General features: G+C 70.1%; 22 protein-coding genes. 14 read left to right on the plus strand and 8 right to left on the minus strand.

Translation table 11 applies throughout. The features are described 5' to 3' along the window. Positions 1–13 precede the first annotated feature (13 nt). From alc to J4573_RS25270, 3 genes are all read left to right on the plus strand, one after another. The gene (gene alc / locus J4573_RS25260; RefSeq protein WP_208258308.1) at positions 14–1,045 is read left to right on the plus strand and encodes an allantoicase; all 1,032 of its coding nucleotides are present in this window, start codon (positions 14–16) and stop codon (positions 1,043–1,045) included. Between the two features lie 67 nt (positions 1,046–1,112). Next, positions 1,113–2,897, plus strand: coding sequence for a glyoxylate carboligase (gene gcl, locus J4573_RS25265; RefSeq protein ID WP_208258309.1), 1,785 nt, complete (start codon positions 1,113–1,115; stop codon positions 2,895–2,897). Positions 2,898–3,062: 165 nt separating this feature from the next. Then, positions 3,063–5,048 (plus strand): right-handed parallel beta-helix repeat-containing protein, encoded by a 1,986-nt coding sequence (locus J4573_RS25270; RefSeq protein WP_208258310.1) that lies wholly within the window; start codon positions 3,063–3,065, stop codon positions 5,046–5,048. 76 nt (positions 5,049–5,124) lie between these two features. Here the strand turns inward: J4573_RS25270 and J4573_RS25275 are convergent, their stop codons facing one another. Then, the gene (locus tag J4573_RS25275) at positions 5,125–5,670 is read right to left on the minus strand and encodes a hypothetical protein (RefSeq protein WP_208258311.1); all 546 of its coding nucleotides are present in this window, start codon (positions 5,668–5,670) and stop codon (positions 5,125–5,127) included. Positions 5,671–6,629: 959 nt separating this feature from the next. Continuing rightward, the gene (locus J4573_RS25280; RefSeq protein ID WP_208258312.1) at positions 6,630–7,685 is read right to left on the minus strand and encodes a hypothetical protein; all 1,056 of its coding nucleotides are present in this window, start codon (positions 7,683–7,685) and stop codon (positions 6,630–6,632) included. Between the two features lie 135 nt (positions 7,686–7,820). On the opposite strand from J4573_RS25280, the gene J4573_RS25285 reads away from it, so the two are divergent. Continuing rightward, positions 7,821–8,657 carry a DUF6745 domain-containing protein gene (locus tag J4573_RS25285; RefSeq protein ID WP_208258313.1) on the plus strand — a complete coding sequence of 279 codons (837 nt, stop codon included), beginning with the start codon at positions 7,821–7,823 and terminating at the stop codon, positions 8,655–8,657. Positions 8,658–8,711: 54 nt separating this feature from the next. Here the strand turns inward: J4573_RS25285 and J4573_RS25290 are convergent, their stop codons facing one another. Then, a complete protein-coding gene (locus tag J4573_RS25290; RefSeq protein ID WP_208258314.1) occupies positions 8,712–8,942 on the minus strand; it encodes a DUF397 domain-containing protein in 231 nt (76 codons plus the stop codon). A 104-nt stretch (positions 8,943–9,046) separates the two neighbouring features. Continuing rightward, positions 9,047–10,492 (minus strand): S1 family peptidase, encoded by a 1,446-nt coding sequence (locus tag J4573_RS25295; RefSeq protein ID WP_208258315.1) that lies wholly within the window; start codon positions 10,490–10,492, stop codon positions 9,047–9,049. Between the two features lie 208 nt (positions 10,493–10,700). Between J4573_RS25295 and J4573_RS25300 the strand changes: the two genes are divergently transcribed. After that, the gene (locus J4573_RS25300; protein ID WP_208258316.1) at positions 10,701–11,300 is read left to right on the plus strand and encodes an RNA polymerase sigma factor; all 600 of its coding nucleotides are present in this window, start codon (positions 10,701–10,703) and stop codon (positions 11,298–11,300) included. Continuing rightward, positions 11,297–12,310: a CU044_5270 family protein gene (locus J4573_RS25305; protein WP_208258317.1), complete on the plus strand. Its 1,014-nt coding sequence runs from the start codon at positions 11,297–11,299 to the stop codon at positions 12,308–12,310. Before J4573_RS25300 ends, J4573_RS25305 begins: the two co-directional genes overlap by 4 nt. Positions 12,311–12,367: 57 nt before the next feature. Here J4573_RS25305 and J4573_RS25310 read toward each other — a convergent pair whose 3' ends face one another. Then, positions 12,368–12,973 carry a TetR family transcriptional regulator gene (locus J4573_RS25310; protein ID WP_307796872.1) on the minus strand — a complete coding sequence of 202 codons (606 nt, stop codon included), beginning with the start codon at positions 12,971–12,973 and terminating at the stop codon, positions 12,368–12,370. 203 nt (positions 12,974–13,176) lie between these two features. Here J4573_RS25310 and J4573_RS25315 point away from each other — a divergent pair, with 203 nt between their 5' ends. From J4573_RS25315 to J4573_RS25335, 5 genes are read left to right on the plus strand one after another with little or no spacing between them, the layout of a single operon-like run. Next, the gene (locus tag J4573_RS25315) at positions 13,177–14,808 is read left to right on the plus strand and encodes an AMP-binding protein (protein ID WP_208258318.1); all 1,632 of its coding nucleotides are present in this window, start codon (positions 13,177–13,179) and stop codon (positions 14,806–14,808) included. After that, positions 14,809–15,915, plus strand: coding sequence for an acyl-CoA dehydrogenase family protein (locus J4573_RS25320; protein ID WP_208258319.1), 1,107 nt, complete (start codon positions 14,809–14,811; stop codon positions 15,913–15,915). Between the two features lie 20 nt (positions 15,916–15,935). Then, a complete protein-coding gene (locus J4573_RS25325; protein WP_208258320.1) occupies positions 15,936–17,108 on the plus strand; it encodes an acyl-CoA dehydrogenase family protein in 1,173 nt (390 codons plus the stop codon). Continuing rightward, entirely contained in the window at positions 17,105–18,400 is a 1,296-nt protein-coding gene (locus tag J4573_RS55470; RefSeq protein ID WP_208258321.1) for an OB-fold domain-containing protein, read from the plus strand. Before J4573_RS25325 ends, J4573_RS55470 begins: the two co-directional genes overlap by 4 nt. Next, a complete protein-coding gene (locus tag J4573_RS25335; RefSeq protein WP_208258322.1) occupies positions 18,397–19,563 on the plus strand; it encodes a lipid-transfer protein in 1,167 nt (388 codons plus the stop codon). The genes J4573_RS55470 and J4573_RS25335 overlap by 4 nt, the downstream gene beginning before the upstream one ends. An 8-nt stretch (positions 19,564–19,571) precedes the next feature. Here the strand turns inward: J4573_RS25335 and J4573_RS25340 are convergent, their stop codons facing one another. Together J4573_RS25340 and J4573_RS25345 are read right to left on the minus strand one after the other, a co-directional pair. After that, complete coding sequence (locus J4573_RS25340; protein WP_208258323.1) at positions 19,572–21,245, minus strand: Imm49 family immunity protein; 1,674 nt, start codon at positions 21,243–21,245, stop codon at positions 19,572–19,574. A gap of 15 nt (positions 21,246–21,260) precedes the next feature. After that, a complete protein-coding gene (locus J4573_RS25345) occupies positions 21,261–21,929 on the minus strand; it encodes a TetR family transcriptional regulator (protein WP_208258324.1) in 669 nt (222 codons plus the stop codon). A gap of 166 nt (positions 21,930–22,095) precedes the next feature. Between J4573_RS25345 and J4573_RS25350 the strand changes: the two genes are divergently transcribed. Beyond that, complete coding sequence (locus J4573_RS25350) at positions 22,096–23,697, plus strand: MFS transporter (RefSeq protein ID WP_208258325.1); 1,602 nt, start codon at positions 22,096–22,098, stop codon at positions 23,695–23,697. 105 nt (positions 23,698–23,802) lie between these two features. On the opposite strand, the gene J4573_RS25355 is transcribed toward J4573_RS25350, so the two are convergent. Then, positions 23,803–24,405, minus strand: a complete 603-nt coding sequence (locus tag J4573_RS25355) for a class I SAM-dependent methyltransferase (RefSeq protein ID WP_208258326.1) — start codon at positions 24,403–24,405, stop codon at positions 23,803–23,805. A 55-nt stretch (positions 24,406–24,460) separates the two neighbouring features. Between J4573_RS25355 and J4573_RS25360 the strand changes: the two genes are divergently transcribed. Then, on the plus strand, positions 24,461–25,201 hold the full coding sequence (locus J4573_RS25360; protein ID WP_208258327.1) for an AraC family transcriptional regulator: 741 nt from the start codon (positions 24,461–24,463) through the stop codon (positions 25,199–25,201). Between the two features lie 12 nt (positions 25,202–25,213). Next, the gene (locus tag J4573_RS25365) at positions 25,214–25,852 is read left to right on the plus strand and encodes a rhomboid-like protein (protein WP_208258328.1); all 639 of its coding nucleotides are present in this window, start codon (positions 25,214–25,216) and stop codon (positions 25,850–25,852) included. Positions 25,853–25,903 lie beyond the last annotated feature (51 nt).

Here is a 25,903-nt window from a genome sequence, read left to right on the forward strand (position 1 = left end):
CTGAAGGAATGACATGACTGACTTCACCTCCCTCCCCGACCTGGCCGTCCGCACCCTCGGCGGTTCGGTCGTCGCGGCCAGCGACGAGTCCTTCGAGGAGAAGGAGAACCTGATCAACCCCTGGAAGCCGGAGTTCCAGCCGGAGACGTTCGGCGCCAAGGGGCAGGAGTACGACGGCTGGGAGACCGCGCGGCGCCGCCCCGACGAGAACGGCGAGCTCGGCCACGACTGGGCGATCGTCCGGCTCGGCCTGCCCGGCGTGATCCGCGGCGTCGTCATCGACACCGCGTGGTTCAAGGGCAACTTCCCCCCGTACGCCTCGGTCGAGGCCTGCGCGCTGCCCGGCTACCCGGCGGTCGCCGAGCTCGCGGACGCCGAGTGGGTCGAGATCGTGCCGAAGAGCCCCATCAAGGGCGACACCGAGCACCCCTTCGACGTCACCGCCGAGCGCCGCTTCACCCACGTGCGGCTGAACATGATCCCCGACGGCGGCATCGCCCGGATCCGCGTGCACGGCGAGCCCGTCGCCGACCCCGAGCTGCTCACCGGCCTCACGGTCGACCTCGCGGCCCTGGAGAACGGCGCCCGCGTCACCGGCTGCTCCAACATGTTCTACTCGCGGCCCGACAACATGCTCGCCCCCGGCCTCGCCCGCAACCAGGCCGAGGGCTGGGAGACCGCCCGCCGCCGCGACCCCGGCAACGAGTGGGCGATCATCAAGCTGGCCGCCCCCGGCGTGGTCAAGCTCGCCGAGATCGACCTCACCAACCTCAAGTTCAACGCCCCCGCCGCGGTCTCGTTGGCCGCCATCGACGCCCGTTCCTCCTCGCTCGACGACGAGGACGCCTGGTTCGACCTGCTGGACCGTACCCGCGTCCAGCCCGACGGCCGCCACCGCTTCCGCCTCGCCGGCGACCGCGAAGTGACCCACGTACGCGTCGACATCTACCCCTGCGGCGGCATCGCCCGCCTCCGCCTGCTCGGCGACCTCACCGCCGCCGGTGAGCAGGAACTGACCTCGCGCTGGCAGCAGCTGGCCGGCTAGTCCAACCCACCTCTCAAGGCGGCCTGTCGCCAGGCCGCGTATTCAGCGACCCCAGAAGGAGCTCGAAATGCCTCGAATGACAGCTGCCCGCGCTGCCGTCGAGATCCTCAAGCGCGAGGGTGTCACGAACGCGTTCGGCGTTCCGGGTGCGGCCATCAACCCGTTCTACGCCGCGTTGAAGGCCTCCGGCGGGATCGACCACACCCTCGCCCGCCACGTCGAGGGCGCCTCCCACATGGCCGAGGGCTACACCCGTACGACCGCAGGCAACATCGGCGTCTGCATCGGCACCTCGGGCCCGGCCGGCACCGACATGATCACCGGTCTCTACTCCGCGATCGCCGACTCGATCCCGATCCTGTGCATCACCGGCCAGGCCCCGACCGCCAAGCTCCACAAGGAGGACTTCCAGGCGGTCGACATCGCCTCGATCGCGGCCCCCGTGACCAAGAAGGCCACGACCGTTCTGGAGGCCGCCCAGGTTCCCGGCGTCTTCCAGGAGGCCTTCCACCTGATGCGCTCGGGCCGCCCCGGCCCCGTCCTCATCGACCTGCCGATCGACGTCCAGCAGACCGAGATCGAGTTCGACCCCGACACCTACGAGCCGCTCCCGGTCTACAAGCCCGCCGCGACCCGAGCCCAGATCGAGAAGGCGATCTCCTTTCTCCTGGAGTCCGAGCGTCCGCTGATCGTCGCGGGCGGCGGCATCATCAACGCCGACGCCAGCGACCTCCTCGTCGAGTTCGCCGAGCTGACCGGAACCCCGGTCGTCCCGACCCTGATGGGCTGGGGCGCCATCCCCGACGACCACGACCTCAACGCGGGGATGGTCGGCCAGCAGACCGGCCACCGCTACGGCAACGCGACGTTCCTGGAGTCGGACTTCGTCCTCGGCATCGGCAACCGCTGGGCCAACCGCCACACCGGCTACAAGCTCGACGTCTACACCCAGGGCCGCACGTTCGTGCACGTGGACATCGAGCCCACCCAGATCGGCAAGATGTTCCCCCCGGACTACGGCATCGTCTCCGACGCCAAGGCCGCGCTGGAGCTCTTCGTCGAGGTCGCCAAGGAACTCAAGGAGGCCGGCAGGCTCCCGGACCGTTCCGCGTGGATCGAGTCCCACCTGGAGCGCAAGGGCACGCTGCTCCGCCGCACGCACTTCGACAACGTGCCGATGAAGCCGCAGCGCGTCTACGAGGAGATGAACCGCGCGTTCGGCCCCGAGACCCGCTACGTCACCACCATCGGGCTCTCCCAGATCGCCGGCGCCCAGATGCTGCACGTCTACCGGCCCCGCCACTGGATCAACTGCGGCCAGGCGGGCCCCCTGGGCTGGACGATCCCGGCCGCCCTCGGCGTCGCCAAGGCCGACCCGGACGCCTCGATCGTGGCGCTGTCGGGCGACTACGACTTCCAGTTCATGATCGAGGAACTGGCGGTCGGCGCCCAGCACCGCATCCCCTACGTCCACGTCCTGGTGAACAACGCCTACCTGGGCCTGATCCGCCAGGCGCAGATCGGCCTGGACATCGACTTCCAGGTCAACCTGGAGTTCGAGAACCAGAACTCCCCGGACCTCGGCGTCTACGGCGTCGACCACGTCAAGGTCGTCGAGGGCCTCGGCTGCAAGGCCATCCGCGTCACCGAACCGGACAAGCTGCTGCCCGCCTTCGAGGAGGCCAAGAAGCTGGCCGCCCAGCACCGCGTCCCCGTCGTCGTCGAGGCGATCCTCGAACGGATCACCAACATCTCGATGAGCCCGACCGCCGACATCAGCGAGGTCAAGGAGTTCGAGGAGCTCGCGACCGACCCCGCTCACGCCCCCACGGCGATCCGCCAGCTCGTCTGACGGACTTCGCCCGACCAACCAGGAAGCCCCCCGGCCGCATCGCCCCGGCCGGGGGTCTTTCGTTTTTCGACCTCTCTTGTGGATCTTCGACCAAGATCCACAACTCGGCCTTATAGTCCTCTCTCGGTAGTTCGTGCTGAAACGAGGACCCCAAGGGGCGCGCGGATGAAGAGAACCGGAGCGGTGGCGGTGGCGGCCCTCGCCACGCTCGGCATGCTGACCGGGTTGACGCCCGCGAACGGCGACGTGACCTCACCGGCGGCAGCGCCCCCGGCAGCGCCCCCGGCGGCGCCCCCGACGTCGCCACCCGCGGCGGTGTGCGGCAGCTCGTCGCTGAACGGCCCGACCACGCCGCCCGACGGCGCGGTCGTGGTCCCGGAGGGCGACAACAGCGGCGTGGACTTCCGCAAACCCAACACCACGTACTACTTCCAGACCGGCACCCACACCCTGGCCGCCGACTCACTGGGCCAGATCATCCCCGGTAACGGCGCGACCTTCGTCGGCGCGCCCGGCGCCGTGCTGGACGGGAAGAAGCTGAACAACTCCGCGTTCACCCAGTCCGCGACCGGTGTCACCATCCGGTACCTGACGATCACCGGCTTCGTCTCACCGCAGGACCAGGGCGTGGTCAACCACGACTCCGGTGACGACTGGGTCGTGGAGCACAACACGATCCGGGACAACAAGGGCGCGGCGCTGATGGCGGGCGCCGGGAACAAGATCCGCGCCAACTGCCTCAAGGACAACGGCCAGTACGGCCTGAACGCCTACAAGGCAGGCAACACGATCACCGGCCTGGTCGTGGCGGACAACGAGTTCACCGGCAACAACACCGACGACTGGGAGCACCAGAAGCCCGGGTGCGGCTGCACCGGCGGCATGAAGTTCTGGGCAGTGAACGGCGCCGACGTAACCGGCAACTGGATCCACGGCAACCACGGGCCCGGGCTGTGGGCCGACACCAACGACAACGACTTCCTCATCGAAGGCAACCTCATCGAGAAGAACGACTCAATGGGGATCTTCTACGAGATCAGCTACAACGCGATGATCCGGAACAACACCCTGCGCGGCAACAACTGGGTGGCCGGTGCCGCGCGAGCCACCACCGGCAACGCGTTCCCCGAAGGCGCGATCTACCTGTCCGAGGCCGACGGCGAGCCCCGCGTACCCGCGCGGACCAGCAAGATCGACGTCTCCGGCAACCTGCTGGAGAACAACTGGGGCGGGATCATCGCCTGGGCGAACGCCGACCGCTTCTGCAACAGCCCGGCCTCGACGACCGGCGACTGCACGATGATCGTCGGCCCCCGCAACACCGCCAAATGCGCCCCGGGCGACATCGACGGCGAACCCCTGAAAACCGACTGCCGATGGTGGACGAAGAACCTCGACGTCCACGACAACACCTTCACGTTCGACCCCGCCGCGGTCAACGGAGGCTGCCCCACCAAGTACTGCGGGCACACGGGCCTGCTGTCCAACTACGGAACGTACCCGGACTGGTCCCCGTACAAGGGCGACGTGATCCAGAAGGCGATCGTCCACACCTCGAACAACTCCTGGCACGACAACACCTACACCGGCCCGTGGCAGTTCGTGCCCACCGACATGGGCAACCTCATCTCACCGGCAGAGTGGGTCGGCCCCCAGTACGGCCAGGACGCCGGCAGCACCTTCGACGGCGGCGCCCCCGTCCCCCCGCCCATCGCCCAGAACGACTTCGAGTCCGCCTCCGCCTCCCCGTACACCCCCTGGTACGGCTCCACCGTCACGTACAAGTCCGGCGACGCGCACACCGGCACGGGTTCCCTGCTGCTGACCACAACCGCCGGTTCCGGCAGCGGCGTCTCCCTGGACAACTTCCCCGGCTACCCAGGCGTGATCCCGGGCCAGCAGTACAAGGCGTCCCTCTGGTACCGCGAGGCCCTGGCCACGATGCCGGACGTCAAGTGGAACGTCCGCTGGCGCGACGACGCCGGCACGGTCCTGCGCACCGACCCCATCCCCCTCCCTCGCCAGACCACCTGGACCCAAGCGACCGACACCCTGACCGCCCCCGCCGACGCCACCCACGTCGACTGGACCTTCACCTGGAGCACCGGCGCCGGCCCCGCCCTCCAAATCGACGACGTAACCCTGGGCTAGACATCGCAGAATCCGCCAACTCGTCCAACGAGAAAGCCCCCGGCCGATATCACTCTCGACCGGGGGCTTCGTTTTTTCAGGCTTCGTGGGTGGTCTCAGAGCTCCAGAATCCCGGCGCCGTAGCGAACACGACCCGCCAGATCCCAAGGCGCGACTCCTTGAAGGTCTTGGCGAACGCGCCTCGGTCGTTGACCGCGAGAACAGCCCTCTTGACCCAGCGCGACGAGTGGTTCGCCTGGAAGTAGACCGTCACCTTCTGGTGGGCCAGCGCATGCCAGCCACCGGTCCGTTGAAGCAGCGTCCCGGACATCCCGACCTTCAAGTTCTTACGCGGATAAGCACGAAAGCCGCTGAATCGGGTCTTCGTCCGGGCGTCCACACAGCACTTCTGCTCGGTGGCCAAAATGCGCGTGCGAAACCGCTCGACCGTGCCCTTGGGCGGCGCCAGGTGCAACGAGGACGGGGTGAAGAACCCCACCTCCTGGTCATGCGGCCGGTAGGAGAGGTCGAAGCTCGGGTCGGGAACAGCGGGCCGCTGCACGCTGAAGGTCCCGTCGGGGGCGACATAGACCCCGAAGTCGTCTCGCCGGGAGTCCTCGCCCCCCAGGTACGACTTCCCCATCGGCACCGGTCGTCGTGGATCGCCCGACCGTATGAACCACCACTCCCGAGACCGGGCTCGTCGCGCCGTCCTGAGCGACGACCAACGTCCCCGTGACATCCGTGCATGCGTGGTCATAGTCGACGACCCCGGCGTGCAGGCCGACGAACGCGACCCGCACCCGCTGAACACTGTCGGCCTGCGCGTGCACAGCCGGAAACACCAAGGCCGCCGACACAACGGAGGGCACGATGAATCTACGCAAGGAAACCCCTGGATCACTGGGCGCCTCCAATGCGCGGGCGGACTCCCGGCTGGTCAGCGCGGACGGACTATGACACACGCCAGAACGCCTGGACCAGTAAGAACCAAGGTCCTTTTGTGGTCGTCAAGATTCGTGTCCAGCCCTCCGAGTCACTGAGCTTTGATGATCGACAACGATGTGCACCCTCTGCCGCACGAAGGTGGCGGCCAAGTGGGTGCGGACGCCGATCAAGATCGGCCACCCCGGACTCGAGCTCACCCCGCTGGTCATCGGGCCCGACGGTCCGCCAATGGTGACGACGACGGCGGAGGCCGCCCTGCGCCCTGAACCGGCTGTCTTGGGCGCGCTTGCAGGCGCGATCGATGACAGCGATCCGGGCGCGCTGGAGGTCGTTCACGCGGCCCTGGCGACCCTCGACAACGCAGGTCAAGAGCATGCTCTTGAATACGCTGAGATGGTGCTCAAAGTCCTCCCGCGCGGCCACGGCACATCCTGGAGGCACTCATGGCCCACGGCGGCATCGAGTTCACGAGCGACTTCGCCAAGCGCCATCGCACCGAGGCTCTGGCCAAGGGGCGAGCAGAAGGCATGGTCGAAGGCGAAGCCAGGGCGATCCTTCGGGTGCTGGCCCGGCGCGGGCTGTGCGTGTCGGAGGACGTTCGTTGCCGGGGGCCTCTTTGCGTGGGTTGGAGCAGCGACGGGTGGATTCATCGGCCTAGGAGTTGGTGACGGCTGCTGCGTTGTCGTCCTTGCGGCCTACGCCCCAGATGGTGGACGTGCCGGGGGCGACCACCACGTCGGTGATGAGGGTTCCGGGGACGGATATGTCGTGCCAGGTGTTGTTGCTGTAGCGGAGCAGGTTGCCCACCACGGGGTAGTGGCCCTTGCTGATCCAGAGGTCGCCGGAGGCGTCGCGGACCAGGTCGGCGCCGCGGTCTACGGATTGGGGGAGCGGGGTCAGCGTCCAGGTGGTGCCGTTCCAGTGGGCGAGGTTGTTCCAGGTGAGCGCGTAGACGTCATTCGCGGCCACGGGGAGGACCTTGACGAACTCGTCGTCGGTGGCCGGGGTTGCGACTCGGGTCCAGGTCGTTCCGTCGAAGTGGGCGGCGGCGAGGGTCTTGCCGCCGGTGCTGGTCGAGTTCCAGCCGACGGTCCAGACGTCGGTGGCGGTACGGGCCTGGACGTCGTTCACGCGCAGGTCGGCGGGGAGTGCGGCCGGGGTCCAGGTGGAGCCGGTGCGGCGGAACAGCTGGGGGTCGCTGGAGCCGACCGGTGGGATCTGGGCGACCCAGGTTCCGGCGGGGCCGGTGCTGAGCATGTCGAGGGTGTTGGCCGAGGGCTTCTCGATCTTCTGGAACGCGGTGCCGTCGAAGCGGGCCAGGTAGTCGTAGTAGTCGGAGTCGCCGATCGTGCCGCCGGCGATCCAGGTCTCGCCGGGTGCCGTGACCACGGCGCCGATCTGGCCTTGGCCGCTCCAGCCCTGGAGGGGGTACTCCTTCCAGGCCGAACCGGTCCAGCGGCGGACTACCGGGTTGCCCGAGCTGTAGAGGCCGCAGTGGTCGACCCAGGGAACGCAGTAGGCCCCTTGATAGCCGGCTACCCAGGCGGAGGAGCCGTCGGCGGCGACGTCCAGCAGTTCGGAACGTGACCAGAGGAAGGGGAGGGGTGCGGAGTGCAGGTCGCCCGGGGCCGCCGCCTGGGCGGGCTGGGCGGTGACGGCGATGGCGAGGGCGGCCACGGCGGCGGCGCGCGTGCACGAACGACGGCTCATGAACGCCCACTATGGGGCAGGTTAGGTGATCTTTCCAGTGATTGCTGGCAAGAAAATTCCGGTTGCGTCGGGAGTGATGGGCGGTCATCATCGGAGGATGATCTCCAACGGAAAGGGCGGATCCGCCCTCGCGCGTTGATCGCGCCGGCGCGGCGCACGCACGCCGCCGATCCTGTGGCCGACGTTCGCGGCCTGTGGCAGGAAGCTCTCAAGATCCGGCAGGAGTGGCTCGACCACGGCCTGTCCACTCGTCCGGCCGACAGGCGTACCGCGGAAGCCAACCTGAGCGCGATCTACGCGCGGGCGTCCCGGCCGAAGCCCGGGTTCACCTGGGTCGAATCTCCCGTTCAGGCGCTACCGCTCGTCGGCGGGCTGCCGACCCTCGATTCCCTGTACGCGTGGATTCGGGAAGGTCCCAAGAAAGAGGCGCCGCCGGTGGCCAGTGACGTGGCCATGGTCGCTTCTCAGCTGCGCGGCAATCTCAGTGCGGGCGTCACGCATCTCGATCCGGAACTGGCGCCCGCACGGAAGAAGGGCAAGAAGCAGGAGCACTGGCCCGAGTTGCCGCCGCTGAAGGCGTTCGACATCGGCGTTCCACTGGGTGTCGTGCTGCATCAGGGTGTGCACGGCGCCCTGTATCGGAGTCTCGCGCACGGGTTCCGGGTGCCCGTTCGCGAGGCGCTGGCGGCCACAACGGTGCCGGTGTGCTGGTACGGGCAGCAGGACGCGCCGTGGATCGGGTACTACGACGCCCTGCACCGGCTGGGGCTCGCCTCGTACAGGGACGAAGACCTCGACCATCTCGGCCACTGGGCGGCGCTGGCACGCTCCTGCGGCTGGTGGTGGCCGGGCGAGAACGTGTGCGTGGTGGTGGATCGGCCCGAGCTCATCGCCACCGAGCCGGTCCCCGGAACGTGGCACGGCGAGGTCCGCCTGGACCGCGTCCGTTATCGCGACGGGTCCGTTCTCTAGCCGGCCTGGCCCCGCGATCGCGCCCGCCGGCGCGATCGCGGGGCAAGGACGCTCTTACTGCTGGGGCTCTTCTTCCAGGAGGTCGTCGAACTCGCCGTCCTTGACCCCCGCGATGAAGGCGTCCCACTCGGCTTCGGTGAAGTAGAGGATCGGGCCCTCGGGGTTCTTCGCGTCGCGCATGACGACGGCGCGCTCGCCGAAGTCCTTGTGCTCGACGGGGACGTCCTTGCCATCGATGAACTCGATGATGACGCCGTCGCTGAGGATCGGCTCCTGGTCGGTCACTGGCGCGCCTCTCTGGTGGTGGGGTGTCCAGATTAGTGCGCAGAGCCCTTACGGGGTGGGGATCCCCGGCCGCCCGAGGAGTGTGGCGACCGGGGATCCTGGTCTTACGGCTTGTTGAAGCCGAGGGTGTAGTTTCCGGAGCCGTCGTAGGCGTGCACGCGGTAGCGGTAGGTGCCCGCGGTGCCGTTGTAGCTGATGCTCTCGTCGGGGTTCGGACTGTTGGAGGTGGCGACGGTCGTCCAGGTGCCTGAGCTGCTTCTCTTTTGCAGGTAGAGGTCGAAGTCGACGCCGTCGGGGCCGTCCAGGCAGGCGGCGTGGGTGCCGGTGACGGTGGTGGTGTAGTTGCCGTTCGGCTGGTACTGGTTCGAGCCGCTGGTGATGTTCGCGGTGACCTTGGTCTGGTAGTCGGAACAGGAGCCGGGGCCGGGGCCCGGGCCGCCGTCATCGGTGACCAGCTGGCGGCCCTGACCGGACAGGATCTGCAGGACCTCGGTGACCGGCTGGAAGAACGTCTCGTCGCCGCTGCCCTGGCCGTCGTTGCACGAGCCGGAGCCGCCGGAGGTGATGCCCTGGGCCTGGCCGCCGGTCTCGGTGATCAGCGCGCCGCCGGAGTCGCCCGGGTCGGCGCAGATGTTGGTGCGGATCAGGCCGTAGACCGCGCCCTCCTCGTAGTTGACCGTGGCGTTCAGCTCCTGGATGGTGCCGCACCACAGGCGGGAGTTGGTCGTACTGCCGGAGCGGCAGACGCGCGCGCCGACGGCGGCCGGGGTGGCGCCGTGGACGGTTTCGTACGTGCCGTTCCACTTGTTGACCTTGGGGGTGGGCGTCCAGCTGGAGTTGGTGTTCACCCACGCGTAGTCGTTGGTGGGGAACGAACTGCCGCCGAACGTGCCCTGCGACACCTGGTTGGAGCCGGAGGTCTGCTCGCCGGTGTTTCCGCAGTGGCCAGCGGTCACGAACCCGCCGGTGACGGAGAACGCGACCGAGCAGCCGTACTGCGACGTCCAGTAGCGCTCGCCGCCGACGATGTCGTACAGCGGGCGGGGGCGGCGGGTGGACCGGACGATCGTGACGGCGGAGGCGTCGGCGCCGCTGGCCTTGACGAAGTGCCGCGCGGCGGCGACGGAACGGGCCTGGACGACGACCTTGTTGGTGGTCGCGTCCACGAACCATGAGGTGACCGACGTGGCGGCCTTGGTGTGGTTGAGCTTCGCCTGGGTGGCGGCCAGGGAGGCTTCGCTGCGCGCGACCTGCTTGGGCACGGCGCCTGAGCGGCGGATCGTGGCGGCGGAGGCGGCGTCGGTCGTCGCGACGGTGACGGTTCCCGTGGGGGAGACCCAGGCGCCGGCGAACGATCTGCCGAGACTGAGCCGCAGCTTCTTCTGGATCGCGGTGGCCTGACCGGGTGACGGCCGGGTGACGGACGCCTGTGGCGAACGCGGGGTCGCCGCGTTCGCCGCCACGGTCGCGTTCGCCGCCACAGGGGAGACGAGGGCCGCCACCAGGCAGCAGGCCGTCGCCGATCCCAGCATCGTGTGCCTTCGGGACATGAGGGCTCTCCTGAACAGAGGGGGGTTGGAGAGTGGGGGCGCCCTTGGTCCGGGAATGTACGGCCCATCCTGACCTGCGACAATCCATCGCCGACTGACTGTTTTTCACTGTTGATTGCGTTGAGGTCGAACACTCGGCTTGAGATCGGCGAAGGAGAGGTGACCACCCACGCTGCGGAAGGCACACGATGACGCCGAGGAGCCGGACATGGCCGCGATGACCCGGGCGCTCCCGATGGAGGACGACGCCGCGATCATTAGGCGTTCCTGGCATGAGCCCGAGAGCTTCGCCGCACTGTTCGACCGCTATTACGACCCGATCCACGGCTATGCCGCGCGCCGGCTGGGCGGGGGGCTGGCGGACGACGTCGCCGCCGAGACGTTCCTCATCGCGTTCGACCGGCGCGAGAGGTACGACGTCGGGCGCCCGGACGCGCGTCCCTGGCTGTACGGCATCGCCTCCAACCTCATCGCCCGGCACCGCCGGGCCGAGGTCCGCGAGTACCGCGCGCTGGCGCGCACCGGTGTCCACGACGTGGCCGAGGGACACGCGGATCTGGTCGCGGTACGGCTGGACGCGCAGTCCCGCCGCGGCCCGCTCGCGGCCGCGCTGGCGGAGATCGCCGACCGGGATCGGGACGTGCTGCTGCTGGTCGCCTGGGCCGACCTCACCCTCCAGGAGGCGAGCGAGGCGCTCGGCATCCCGGCGGGGACGGCACGGTCGCGGCTGCACCGGGCTCGAAGGAAACTACGCGCCGCGCTGGGCGACACCGACCCCACGACGCTCGGAGAGGACCTCGACCGATGAACGACCTGGACATGCTGCGCGACGCCTGGGCCACCCCGCCCTCGACGCCCGGCGACGACGCCCGTTCCGCCGCCCGTTCGGCCGCCCGTTCGGCCGCCCGCGCCGCCCTGCTGGAGAGGGCATCGGCGCCGCAACAGGGAAAGGCCGCCCGCCGCTTCCCGAAGATGCCGCGCATGGGTGTGCGGCTCGTCGCGGTCGGCGCCCTGGCCGCCGCGATCGCCGCCGCCGTGACCGTCGTGCAGACCGGGGGCGGCGCCGACGGGCACGGCCGCCCGCGCCCGGTGATCCCGGGCATCCCCGCCGGGCCGGTCGCGAACGCCCAGCAGGCCCTCGACCGCGCGGCCCTGGCGGCCGAGCGCGCCGCGGCGCCACGGCCCGGCCAGTGGTTCTACGCCGAGGTCACCAACCGGTATCCGGTCGGTGCGCACAAGGCCCGCGTCGAGACGCCGAAGATGCCGCTCACGACCCAGATCGAGCGCACCTGGTGGCGGGCGGACGGCACGCAGGTCGCCACGGTGGAGGAGCCGGGCAAGCTGCGTGTCGGTCCCTACCGGAGCGAGGTCCCGCCCGGGATCACCGACCCGGACGCGCTGCTCAAGAGGATCTTCAGCGAGGTCCCGGGCGGCGATCACCCGAATGACGAGGTCGTTCGGGGCGAGGTCTACGGCCACTTCAACTTCCTGCTGCGGTCGGCGTTGCCGTCCAGCCCGACCCAGGCCGTCCTGTTCCGGGCGCTGGCCAAGCTGCCCGGGGTCCAGCTGGTCCGGGGCAAGATCGACGCGGCGGGGCGTCCCGCCATCGCGGTCGGCCGGACCACTGAGGGCTGGCTTCGCGAGGAACTGCTGCTGGACGCCAAGACCTATGCCTACCTGGGCGAACGATCCATCGCGATCAAGGACCACACCTCCACGGGCACCGACGGCACGTGGCAGGTGAAGAAGGGCACGATCCAGCTTCTGGCGGTCCGCACCGCCTCAGGGGTCGTCGACAAGCCGGGGCAGCGGCCCTGACCACGACGCCGAACGCGCCGGAGCCCCATGGCTTCGGCGCGTTCTGTGCGGTCGGGCTCAGAAGTCCTCGAGGAGGCGGGCGGCGGCGATCTCCAGCTTGGCCTGGATCTCGTCGGCCGTCGCGTGGCCGCGGAGCATCTCGATCATCTCCATGGTCCAGACGCTGGAGAGCGAGCGGACCAGGACGCGGCGCGGGTCGTCCTCGGGGACGTCGGCGTCGGGTGGGGCGGCCGCGCGCAGCAGGAGGCGCGACATGCGGTCGCCGAAGTCGGTCTTGACGTCCGACAGCAGCAGCGAACGGATCAGCGCCTCGGCCAGTTCGGGCTCGCGCATGAGGCCGCGGGTGGCGCGCATGAGGACCTCGACGGCGCGCTGGGGCGGGTCGCTGGCGCGGGGCGGGCGGCGTTCCATGCTGCCCTCGAGGAGGTCGATCTCCTCGCTGACCACGGCGACGACCAGGTCCATCTTGGACGGGAAGTAGCGATAGAGGGTGCCGAGCGCGACCCCGGCACGTTCGGCCACGGTGCGCATCTGCATGGCCTCGACGCCGCCCCGGGAGGCGAGGGCGGCGGCCGCCTTCACTATGCTCTTGCGGCGCTGGAGCTGGCTTCGCGAGCGCACCCCACCCTGCTCCGAGGTGGTGGCCGTCGGCTCTGCGGTCACGGTCGTCGCCTCTCCCTTACGTTCGGTCCCCGGCCCTAGGGTACAGGGCCCACAAGAACGTGTTATCTGAATCGCCGCGCGCCGGGCCCGCCGTTACACGTCCTGTCCCGTCAGCAAACCCTGACATGCGTGGCGAATCCCGCCAAGCCCCATGGTGATCACGCCTCTGGACAGAGACTAGAATCTGTTCTAGTTTTTCGGCCATGACGGTGGCAGCGTTGCTGAGGGCGCGGGCCGGCGACGATCGGCCCGGACTGCGGAGCGCCGACGACGGCCGGACGTGGACCTGGCGCGAGGTGGTGCGCCAGTGCGCCGCCCGCGCGGCCTGGATGAACGCCGCGCGCCGCCCCGACCGCCCGGTCCATGTCGGCGTGCTCCTGGACAACACCCCTGAGCTGGTGTTCCTCCTGGGCGGCGCGGCATTGTCGGGCGCGGTCGTGGTGGCGCTCAACCACACCCGTTCGGCGGACGAGCTGGCCGGGGACGCCGAACGGGCCGACTGCGACCTGATCGTCACCCAGCCGAGGCACGCCGGGCTGGCCGCGGCGATCGGCGGCCCGCCGGTCCACGACATCGAGACCCCGGACTACGAGGCCCTTCTCGCCCCGCACGAGGGCGCGGAGCCGCCCGATGACGGCGGCATCACCGAGCAGACCCTGCTGATGCTGATCTTCACGTCCGGGACGTCAGGGCGTCCCCGGGCGGTACAGGTCACGCACCGGAAGGTGACGATTCCGGGCGAGAACCTCGCGGAGCGGATGCTGAGCCCCGAGGCGGTCGTCTACTGCCCGATGCCGCTGTTCCACTCCGGCGCGATCATGGCGGCGTACGCGCCCGCGCTCGCCGCCGGGGCCGAGCTCGTGCTGCGCGGTCGCTTCTCGGCCTCCGGGATGCTGCCGGACGTGCGCGAGCACGGCTGCACCTACCTGCACTACGTCGGCAAGGCGCTCTCGTACGTCCTGGCGACCCCCGCTCAGGACGACGACGCCGACAACCCGCTGAAGTTCGCGTTCGGCAACGAGGCGGCGCCGCTGGAGCAGAAGGCGTTCGGCGAACGCTTCGGCTGCTTCGTGATCGACGGCTACGGCTCGACCGAGACCGCGATCGCCCTCTCGCCCGACCCGTTCGGCCCGCAGGGCGCGCTCGGCAAGCTGACGCCGGGCATCAAAGTGCTCGACCCCGAGACGGGCAGCGAGTGCCCGCCGGGGCGCTTCGACGACGCCGGGCGGCTGCTGAACGGCGAAGAGGCGATCGGCGAGCTGGTCAACACCCAAGGTCTCGGGCTCTTCGACGGGTATTACAACGAGGACGCGCCCGACCGGCTGCGGGACGGCATGTTCTGGAGCGGCGACCACGCCTACGTGGACGCTGAGGGCTACGTCTTCTTCGCCGGGCGAACGGCTGACCGCCTGCGCGTGGACGGCGAGAACTTCGGCGCCGCGCAAGTGGAACGTGCCCTCGCCGAGCTTCCCGGCGTACGGCAGCTGGCGGTGTACGGGGTGCCGGACGAGGCGGCGGGCGACCAGGTGATGCTGGCCCTGGCGGCCGACGACTTCGATCCCGACGCGTTCGCCGACTACCTGCGCGGACGCAAGGACCTCGGCCCGAAGTGGCCGCCCCGCTACATCCGCGTGGCCAGGGAGCTTCCCGCCACCGCCTCCAACAAGATCTTGAAGCGCCGGCTCGTCCGTGACGGCTGGCAGACCGACGACCCGGTGTGGTGGCGGCCCGGACGGGACCTCGCCTATCGCCGGATGACCCCGCAAGACGTGGCCCGGCTCCGGACCGAGTTCGACAAGCGCGGCCGCCTGCATCTGCTCGAAGGGAGCAAGTGAGTGGACTTCAACCTCGACGAGGCCCAGCAAGAGCTGCGCGGGCTCGCCGCCGACCTGCTGGCGCGCGAGGCGACCCAGGAACGGCTGGAGGCGCACGAGAAGAGCGGCGCCGCCTATGAGGCCGGGATCTGGAAGGCGTTCGGCCAGGCCGGGCTGCTCGGCGTCTGCGTGCCCGAGGACCAGGGCGGCGCGGGCCTCGGGCCGGTCGAGCTCACGGTGCTCCTGCGCGAGATCGGTGCCAAGGTCGCGCCGGTGCCGTTCTACGCCTCGTTCTCCCTGGCCGCCGTGCCGATCGCGCAGCACGGGACCGATGCGCAGAAGGCGGTGCTGGCCCAGCTCGCCGAGGGCGGGACGATCCTGACGGGCGCGTACCGCGAGATCGGCCCGGCCGGGTCGGTCGCGACCACGGCCCGCCGCGACGGCGACGGCTACGTGCTCGACGGCGTGAAGACCTTCGTGCCGTACGCCAAGGAGGCCTCCCAGATCCTCATCCCGGCTCAGGTCGAGGGAGAGGGCGAAGGGATCGGGGTCTTCCTGGTCGAGCCGGGCGCGGTCACGATCACGGACCACCCGTCCGCGACCACCGAGCCGCTGTCGCGCGTCGAGCTGAGCGGCGTCCACGTCGGCGCGGACGCGCTGCTCGGCGGCACGGCGGACGGCGCCGCCTGGACGACCCTGCGCCGTTCCGCCGTGGCGGGCGCGGTCGCGCTGTCGTCCGGCGCGATCGAGGGCGCGCTCAACCTCACCACCGAGTACGTCAAGACGCGCGAGCAGTTCGAGCGGGCCCTGGCGCAGTTCCAGGCCGTGACGATGCAGATCGGCGACGTCTACATCGCCAAGCGCGCGCTCGACGTGGCCGTCTGGGCCGCCGCCTACCGCCTGGAGGTCGGCGGTGAGGACGTGGACGAGGTGCTCGCCATCGCCTCCTACAACGCAGCCGACCCGGTCGTGAAGGCGCTCTACACCTGCCAGCACCTGCACGGCGGCATCGGGCTCGACGTGACCTACCCGCTGCACCGGTACTTCGCCTGGGCCAAGCACTCCGGGCACCTGCTCGGCGGTGCCGAGGACCAGCTCGACACTCTCGGCGCGCTCGTCGGCGCCTGAGGCCTAGGGAGGACGGAAAGTTGTTCATCGACCTGACCGACGAGCAGAAGAAGCTGCGCGCCGAGCTGCGCGAGTACTTCCAGAACTGCCTCACCGACGAGCAGCGCGCCGAGATCGCGGGCGACCCGTTCGGCGGCCACTACATGGAGCACTGCAAGCGGCTCGGCCGCGACGGCATGCTCGGCGTCGCGCTGCCCAAGGAGTACGGCGGCCGCGGCTACGGCCCGATGGAGCAGCAGATCTTCGCCAACGAGATCGCGCGCGCCGAGGTGCCGTACCCGATCATCACGCTCAACTCGGTGGCGCCGACGATCCTGCAGTACGGCTCGGAGGAGCACAAGAAATTCTTCCTGCCCAAGATCCTGGCGGGCGAGTGCCACTTCGCGATCGGCTACAGCGAGCCGGGCGCCGGAACCGACCTGGCCTCGCTGCGCACCACCGCGGTGAAGGACGGCGACCACTACGTCGTCAACGGGCAGAAGATCTTCACCTCGGGCGCGCACTACTCCGACTACGTGTGGCTGGCGGCCCGTACCGACCCCGACGCCAAGAAGCACAAGGGCATCTCGATGCTCATCGTGGACTGCAAGGACCCGGGCTTCTCCTGGACGCCGATCGTCACCATGGACGGCCGTCACCACACCAACTCGACCTACTACGCCGACGTCCGCGTGCCCGTCGACATGCTGATCGGCGAGGAGAACAAGGGCTGGGACCTGATCGTCAACCAGCTGAACCACGAGCGGGTGACGCTCGGCCCGGCGGGCAACATCGGCCACACCTACGACCGGTTCGAGCGCTGGGCCAAGACGGCGGCCGGCCGCGACGGCAAGCCGCTGATCGAGGAGCCCGCGGTGCGCCGCGCGGTCGCCCAGGTGTACTCCTACCTGCGCGTGAACGAGTTCCTCAACTGGCAGGTCGCGGCCAACATGGACCTGGGCTGGCTGGGCGCGGCCGACGCGTCCGCCACCAAGATCTACGGCTCGGAGCGGATGCAGGAGGTCGGCCGGATCGTCGGCGACGTCATCGCGCGCTTCGGCGACCCGGGCGACCCGGCGACCGCCGACTTCATCGAACGCCTCGACCACGGCGTGAAGGGCGCGATCGTCCTCACGTTCGGCGGCGGCGTGAACGAGATCCAGCGCGAGCTGATCGCGATGATCGGCCTCGGCCTCCCGAGGGCGCCGCGATGACCGAGTCAGGACCCGGCGAGGTCCACGAGCAGCTCGTCGCCCTCGCGGAACGCGCCGCCGCCGAGGGCGAACGGGAGGGCCTGCCCTGCCACGATCCGGTGAACGGCGCCATGATCCGCAACTGGACGCAGGCGCTGCAGGACCCGGGCGACTGGGCGTCGGTCGCGCCGCCCGCCATGATCCAGGTCTGGTCGATGCCGGGCCTGGTCAAGGAGAAGGGCGGGTCGGCGGCCGAGGACGTGCTGAAGCTGCTGGACGCCTCCGGCTACACCGGCGTCGTCGCGACCAACTGCGAGCAGACCTACGACCGGTACGTGAAGGTCGGCGAGCAGCTGCGTTCCACCATGCGCTTCGGCGACATCGCCGGGCCGAAGAAGACCGGGATGGGCGAGGGCTATTTCGTCACCTGGTACCAGTCCTGGTACGACGAGAACGACGAGCGCGTCGCCGAGATGCTGTTCCGGGTGCTGAAGTTCCAGCCCCGCAAGAGGAGCGGTGTCAAGCCGAAGGGCGGCCCGCCGCGCCCGGCCATCGGCCGCGACACCGCGTACTACTGGGAGGGCGCCAAGGCCGGTGAGCTGCGCATCCAGCGCTGCGCCGACTGCGGAACGCTGCGCCACCCGCCCGGCCCGATGTGCCCGCAGTGCCATTCGCTCAACCGGGACTTCGTCGTCGCGAGCGGACGCGGCGAGGTGCACAGCTTCGTCGTGCACCACCACCCGCCGGTCCCGGGCAAGACCCCGCCGTACGTCGTCGCGGTCGTCGAGCTCGAAGAGGGCGTGCGCGTCGTCGGCAACGTCAACGGCTGCCCGCCCGAGGACGTCACCATCGGCATGCCGGTCAAGGTCGTCTTCGACCGTATCGACGACGAGTTGACGCTCCCGCAGTGGCTGCCCGCAGACGCGCCGATCGAGGTGCCCGAGGCTCCCGCGGCCGAGGCGCCCGCCGACCTGGAGTACGACCTGACGCCGACGTTCGTGATCGCGACGGCGCTGGCCACGCGCGACTTCACGCCCGTTCACCACGACACCGGCATCGCCCGCGGCCAGGGATCCAAGGACATCTTCCTCAACATCCTCACGACCATGGGCCTGGTCCAGCGCGCCGTGCTGAACGCCGTCCCGGACGCCGAACTGGACAACGTCGCGGTCCGCCTCGGCGTGCCCGCGTACGCGGGCGACCGGCTGCGGCTCTACACCGAGCGGGTCGACGCGACCACGCTCAAGGTGCGCGGCGCGGTCAGCCTCGGCGACCACGTGACCGCGACCGTACGACTCAAGGGGGATGGATGAGCCTCTCCGGTAAGGCCGCGATCGCCGGCATCGGGGCGACCGAGTTCTCCAAGGAGTCGGGCCGTTCGGAGCTCCAGCTCGCCGCCGAGGCCTGCCTGGCCGCCATCACCGACGCGGGCCTGAAGCCGTCCGACGTGGACGGCCTGGTCACCTTCGCCTCCGACGCCAACTCCGAGATCGCCGTGCAACGCGAGCTCGGCGTCCCGGGGCTGCGGTTCTTCTCCCGCGTCGACTACGGCGGGGGAGCGGCCTGCGGAACGGTCGCGCACGCCGCGATGGCGGTCGCGACCGGGCAGGCCGACGTCGTCGTCTGCTACCGCGCGTTCAACGAACGGTCCGGGCACCGCTTCGGCCAGGCGAACGTGTCGGCGCGCGTCGACTCGACGGGCCTGGAGTTCTCCTGGCACCTGCCGTACGGCTTCGCGACGCCCGCCGCGTGGGTGGCGATGCAGGCGCGCCGCTACATGCACGAGTACGGTGCGACCAGCGAGGACTTCGGCCGGGTCGCGGTCGCGATGCGCAAGCACGCCTCGACCAACCCCAGGGCCTGGTTCTACGAGCGGCCGATCACGCTGGAGGAGCACCAGGCCTCGCGCTGGATCGTCGACCCGCTCCACCTGCTGGACTGCTGCCAGGAGTCCGACGGCGGCGTGGCGTTCGTCGTCACCAGCGCCGAACGGGCCCGCGACCTGCCCCAGCCGCCCGCCGTGATCAGCGGGGCGGCGCAGGGGACCGGCCAGGACCAGATGATGATGTTCAGCTACTACAGCGGCGACCTCGCCTCACTGCCCGCGATGGGCAACGTCGGCGACACGCTGTGGCGGCAGTCCGGGCTGACCGCGGGCGACGTTCAGACCGCGATCCTCTACGACCACTTCACGCCGTTCGTGCTGATCCAGCTCGAGGAGCTGGGCTTCTGCAAGCGCGGCGAGGCACGCGACTTCATCAAGGACGGCGGAATTGAGCTCGGCGGCCACCTCCCGCTCAACCCCCACGGGGGTCAGCTGGGTGAGGCGTACATCCACGGAATGAACGGCATCGCCGAGGGGGTCCGCCAGGTCCGCGGCGCCTCGGTCAACCAGGTCCCGGACGTGCGCAACGTGCTCGTCACGGCCGGGACCGGCGTGCCCACCAGCGGCCTGGTCCTCAGCGGTTCCTCGTAGTAAGGCTTCTAGGCGTACGGCGTGAGATCGGCGGGCGTCCCGACCAGGGCGCCCGTCACGATCCACTCCGGCAGGTAGTCGGAGTCGACCTCGATCTTCCAGCCCTTGTCGTCGTGCGCCGCGCAGGCCAGCGCGAGCGCGTCCAATGAGTACTGCCCTTCGGCTTCGTCCTCCTGGGTCGGCGACGAGTAGTACTGCAGGTACAGCTCCAGCGCCTCGGCGAGGACGCGGTTGAAGCCCTCGACGTCGTCGGCGACGAGCCGGTCCAGGAGACGAACCCGGGGGTTGCACAGGCACTCCCAGTGGTCGTCGCCCGAGGTCGTCGACAGCGCCGCGTCGACGTGCGCCCGCGGGTCCTCGCCGCGCAGCAGCGCGCGCAGCCCGCGCACGTAGGCCTTGGTGTCGGCGTGGGCGCCGCCCGCGGCGAGAGTCTCGTCGGTGACCTCGCGCAGGACGGCGAGGTCCTCAGTGGCGCGGGCGGCGAGCGCGCAGGCGATCGCGGTGCCGTAGTACCAGGGACCGTGGCAGGAGACGGGCCCGCTCGCCGGGAGTTCCTCGGAGCGGCCCGCGAGCGTGACCGTGACGGGCGTGTCCTCGGGCGCGGAGGCGAGCGTGAAGGCGGCGGTCCATGCCTGGCTCGCCAGCCGCAGATCCGTCCAGAGCCGCAGCTCGGTGACCTCGGGATCGACCATCGGGCGCAGCGAGAAGCTCTCCAGCAGGTGCCCCGCGGCCGAGCGGAAGGCATTGGGCCGCTGCGTCGTGATGATCGTCGGACTGAGCGGGAAACCCACCCTGTCCGGGGGGTTCTTGTCGAAGAACGCGATGGCGGCGGCCGCGCGTTCCTGGGCGAAGGGCGGCCGCACCACGCGCCCGCCGGCCTCGACCTTCTTCGGCCCCTCGCCGGTGATCAGGCGGTGCGGCAGGTAGTCGGTCTCGACCTCGACCTTGAGGCCGGAATCGTGCGCGAGCACCGCGAGTGCGAGCGGCTCCCAGGCGATGAGGTGACGGACGTGGTCGGGCTTGGCCTGCTCGCGGTGCGCCTCGATCAGCGCGGCGAGCCCGGTGCCGAACGCCGCGGCGTCCCCGCGTCCGATCGCGTTCAGCAGGGCGATCTCGTCCGCGTGCCGCCCGGGCGGCACGACGTCGGCGGCCGCGCCGTCGGGCCCGTGCGCGGTCTCGGTGGTCTCGGCGAGGCCCGCGACGTCCGCCCAGAGTGCGTCCAGCGCCTGGACGTACGGGGTCTGCGCGTTCTGCCGCAGCGTGCGCGCCAGCGCGTGCAGGTAGCGGAGCTGCTTGTCCTCGCGGCAGATCAGCGCGAGACAGAACGCGGCGATCCAGTCGTGCGGGTAGGCCTCCTCGCCGCCCTCGGCCTCGTACCCGAAGCCGACGCCGAGGTACTCCACCCAGGCCCGGACCTCGCCCCCGGACTCGGTCTCCAGCGCGTTCACGTAATAGGTGGCGAGCTCGGCGGAGCTGCGCAGGGCGGCCCAGGAGTCGCGCTGCTCGAAGGCCGGATCGGCGACCGAGCGCGCCGCCGCGTAGTCGCGCAGCATGTCGGTGAGGATCTTGATGCCGAACGCGCCGCCGTTCTCGGCGCGGGCGACCTCGCGGTCGAGTTCGCCGGGAACGGCGGACAGGGCCTTGGACAGGGCGTCGTCGTCGACGGCGTGGCGGGGGCTCATGCCGCCCAACCGTAACTAAACGGACGGGAAGTTGAGACCCTCTTCGATGATGGCGTAGGCGCGGTCGATTGTCTCCGACAGCGGGGCGTCGCCGAGCATCTCGCGGTACTGCTGGAGCATGTCGGCCGAGGCGCGGAACGCGCAGGCGGCCGTCGCCGCGACGACGTGCGGGCGCAGGTCGGCCGACGGGTCGACGCCCATCCGCTCGGCGATGACCGCGGTGAGCGAGGCCTGCTTCTTCTGCTGGTGCTCCAGGCTGCTGGCCATGAGCGACGGGCTGTTGTCCATCAGCGTCATCATGACCTCGAAGCGCTCCGGGTCGAAGCCCAGCTCGCCGCGTTCGCAGGCACGGGCGATCTCGACGACGGCGCGCCGCATCGCGGTGATGACGGGCTCCTCGCGCGGGCGGGCGGCGAGCGCCGTCAGCACCGCATGGTGCTGCTCCTCCTGAAAGGAGAGCGCCACCTCCTCCTTCGAGGCGAAGTAGCGGAAGAACGTGCGGGACGAGACGTCGACGGCGTCGGCGATCTCCTCGACGGTCGTGGCCTCGAACCCCTTCTCGCCGAAGAGGTCGAACGCCGCGTCGATCAGCGCCTCGCGGGTGCGCTGCTTCTTGCGTTCACGCCGACCCGGGAGCTGGGTTTCGGGACCCGCGGGGTGGGCCTCGGGAGCGGTCGCGTTCATGGCCGCATTGTAACCAGTCGTTCATTCTCTGCCAACCGTCACCGAGTGAATTACGTCGTGAGCTGAATCATGTCCATGAGTGACTCTGGTCGGTTGACGACATGTGTCATGCCATGACAGTTTGAACGCATCACCTCATGAACTTCCTCGTCTGGAGGCAGACGCAATGTCCCAATCCACCGACGTTCTGGCGCCCGACGCGCATGTGCGCGGGGCCAGGGACGGCGGCCGTCGCGGGCACGGCCATCCCTGGCTGACGCTCATCGCGGTCGCGCTGGGCGTGATGATGGTGGGCCTGGACGCCACCGTCGTCTCCATCGCCAACCCGGCCATCGCGAAGGACCTGGACGCATCCCTGTCCGGCCTTCAGTGGGTCACCAACGCCTATCTGCTCACCCTCGCCGTGTCGCTGATCCCGGCAGGCAAGATCGCCGACCGGTTCGGCCGCAAACGCACCTTCCTGGCCGGCGTGATCGGCTTCGGGATCGCCTCGGTGCTGATCGGGGTCTCCGGCGGCCTCGGCATGGTCATCTTCTGGCGGGTCGTCCAGGGCTTCGCCGGCGCGCTGCTCCAGCCGGCCAGCCTGGCGATCCTGCGCAACACCTTCCCCGCCAACAAGCTGAACGCCGCGATCGGCATCTGGGGCGCCACCGTCGGCATCTCGATCGCCGGTGGCCCGATCGTGGCCGGCCTCCTGGTCGAGAACGTCAACTGGGAATCGGTGTTCTTCCTCAACGCGCCGCTCGGCGTCGTCGCGCTGCTGGTCGGCCTCTGGGTGATCCGCGAGTCGAAGGACGAAGAGGCCAGGGGCTCGTTCGACCTCCCGGGCGTCGCGCTGCTGAGCGGCGGGCTGTTCGCCCTGGTCTGGGGACTGATCAAGGCCGGTGAGCACGGCTTCGGGAGCGCTGTGCCGCTCTGGTCGTTCGCGATCGCGGCCGTGCTGATGGTGGCCTTCGTACTGAACGAGTTGCGCGCCGAGCAGCCGCTGCTGCCGATGAGCCTGTTCAAGTCGCCGTCGCTGTCGGCGGCCACCGGGCTGATCGTGCTCGGCTTCTTCGGAATGTTCGGCACGGTCTTCTTCGTCACCCTCTACCTGCAGCAGGTGCACGGGATGAGCCCCGTCGAGGCGGGCGTGCGGATGCTGCCGATGACCGCGATCTTCATCGTGGCCTCGCCGATCGCGGGCGCACTGACCAGCCGGTTCGGGCCGCGCGTGCCGCTCACGCTCGGCATGGCGTTCACGGCGGCCTCACTGTTCGGCCTCTCGCGGATCGGCGTCGACGCGCCCTACATCCAGGTGTGGCCGTGGTTCGTCCTGATGGGCATGGCGTTCGGGCTCGTGATCGTCGCGGGCACCGAGGCCATCGTCGGCAACGCACCGGCCCACCTGGCGGGCGTCGCGGGCGGTCTCCAGCAGACCGCCTCGCAGCTCGGCGGGGTCCTCGGCACCTCGGTGCTCGGCGTGCTCCTGTCGACCAAGGTCGGCGACGTGCTGTACGGGCGGCTGACCGAGTCGGGCGTCCCCGGCGGGGCCGCGCAGCAGATCTCCGGGCAGGGCTCGGGACTGGTCTCGCAGGGCGTCGCCCCCGTGCCGCCCGGCACCCCGCCCAAGACCGCCACCGCCATCACCGACGGCAGCCACCTGGCGTTCATGGACGGCTGGCAGACCTCCATGACCGTCGCGGGCGCGGTGGCCGCGGTCGCCATCATCGCCGCGCTGTTCGTCCGGCGGGGCAACTCCCCGGTCGAGGGCGGGATGGCCGTCTGACCCTTCGCCATCGATGAAGTAGTCGCCTCAGATGAAGTAGATGACCAGCGGTGCGTCGCCCCCGGCCAAGCGGCCGCCCACAGGGGGCGGCGCACCGCTTCTTCATCAGGTGGACGGTTTGCGGGCCTTGAAGCGCAGGGCACGCTCGCTGGTGGAGACCTCGACGTCTTCGAACCCGGCCTTCTCCAGCCGCGTCGTAAGGGTGTCGGGATCGACGACCACCATCGTGTCGTACAGGTGGATGAGGCGGAACATGGCGCTGACCCGGCTGTCACTCCCCGCGAACACGCCGCCCGGCCGCAGCACGCGGTCGACCTCGGCGAAGAGCTTGTCCTGCAGCGGCTCCGACTGGACGTGATGAAGCATCGTGAAGCAGACCGCCCCACTGAACGCCTCGTCGGCGAACGGCATGGCCGTGCCGTCGCCCTCGACGACCTCGACCGAGCCCGAGGCCGAGGCCGAGGTCGCGGTCGAGGCCGCGGTGTGCTCGCGCAGCCGGGCGGCGAGCGCGGGGTCGATCTCCAGGGCGGTGAGCTCGGGAACCCGGTCCTGGAGAAGGCGGGTGGTCACGCCGTACCCGGGCCCGACCTCCAGAACGTGCGCGCCGAGGTCGACGCCGTCCAGGACCCATGGCAGCAGGCTGTTCTCCACGTGGCGTGACCACCCGGACGATCGGCAGAACCTCTGGTGGAAGCGATTCATCGGCATGCCGACGACGGTAGGTTCGCGATGCCATGGCCGAAATGAGCCAACAGGACAAGTGATGTCGAAAACCAGACACGGGGTCGTCGTCGGCAGCTTCCCGATGGCCGCGCGCTCGAAGTTCGAGCCGCACCGGCACCGCTGGCACCAGCTCGCCTGGGCGTCGCAGGGCGTGGTCGTCGTCGAGACGCCCGGCGGAACGTGGGTGCTGCCGCCGCTGCGCGCGCTCTGGATCCCCGGCGGCGTCCCGCACACGACCGGCGCGCACGACTCGGCCGTGCTGCGCAGCCCGTACCTGCGGCCCGAGACCTGCCCGATCGACTGGGCCGAGCCGACCGTGATCAACGTGCCGCCGCTGCTGCGCGAGCTGATCGTTCACCTGGCCGAGCCCGACCTGCCGGACGCGGCGCGGGCGCGCGCCGAGGCGGTCGTCTACGACCTGCTGGAGCCCGTCGCCCCGGCCCGTCCGGTGAACGTGCCGCTGCCGGCCGACGAGCGGGCGCTGCGGGTCGCGCGGGCGCTGATCGCCGATCCGGCGGACGGCCGGACCCTGGAGGGCTGGGGCCGCGAGGTGGGCGCCAGCGGACGGACGCTCGCCCGGATTTTCCTGACTGAAACCGGTATGAGCTTCGGCCGGTGGCGGGTTCAGGTCAGGCTCGTCGCCGCTCTCGGACACCTGGCCGCGGGGGTTCCGGTCACAACGGTCGCCCACCGGGTCGGATACGGGACATCGAGCGCCTTCGGGGCCGTCTTCCGGCAGGCGTTCGGCGAATCGCCCGCTTCATACTTCCGGGTCACATAGTCTGCCGTGGTTATGAGCGCCTTTCTCCGACGCTATCCGGTCCCGCTGATCTTCCTGGCGGTGTTCGGCCTGGTCTCCGCCGTCCAGGCGTTCGCCCTCTCGGCGCAGGACCGCGCGGAGCTCATCGGCTGGGCGAGCACCAACCTCGCCAACCTCGCCGTCCACCCGGTCGGCGCCATGGTCTCTTCGGCGTTCATCTCCGAGGACTCCTCGGGCGTGCTGCTGGTCATCAGCGCCGTCGGGCTGTTCTCCATCGTCCGCCGCTTCGGCAACCTGCGCTCGATGGTCCTCGTCGTCCTCGCGCATGTGGTCGGCACGGTCGTCAGCCAGGGCATCGTGCTCGTGCGGCTGGAGGCGGGCTCGCTGTCCAGCTCGGTGCGCACGCTGCCGGACGTGGGCCCCTCGTACGTCGTCGCGGCCGCCCTCGTCGCCGTCATCCTGTACGGGCCGGGCCGCTGGCCGCGCGCCCTGGCGCTGGTGTGCTGGTGCGCGCTCGCGCCCTACCTCTTCCAGGGCCTGTTCGCCCTGGACGTCGCCGCGGTCGGCCACCTGGTGGCCATGCTGACCGGAGCGTTCGTCGGCGCCCTCCTGCGCCGGCACCGCCCGCACCTACCAGCACCCACCCGAACCCCCGCCCCCACCCTCGCCTGACCCCACAAACGCGCCGATCTTGCTCTCAGCGCCCTCACCGACATCGAATGA

It is taken from the genome of Actinomadura barringtoniae (assembly GCF_017573505.1).
Taxonomy (GTDB): Bacteria; Actinomycetota; Actinomycetes; order Streptosporangiales; family Streptosporangiaceae; genus Spirillospora; species Spirillospora barringtoniae.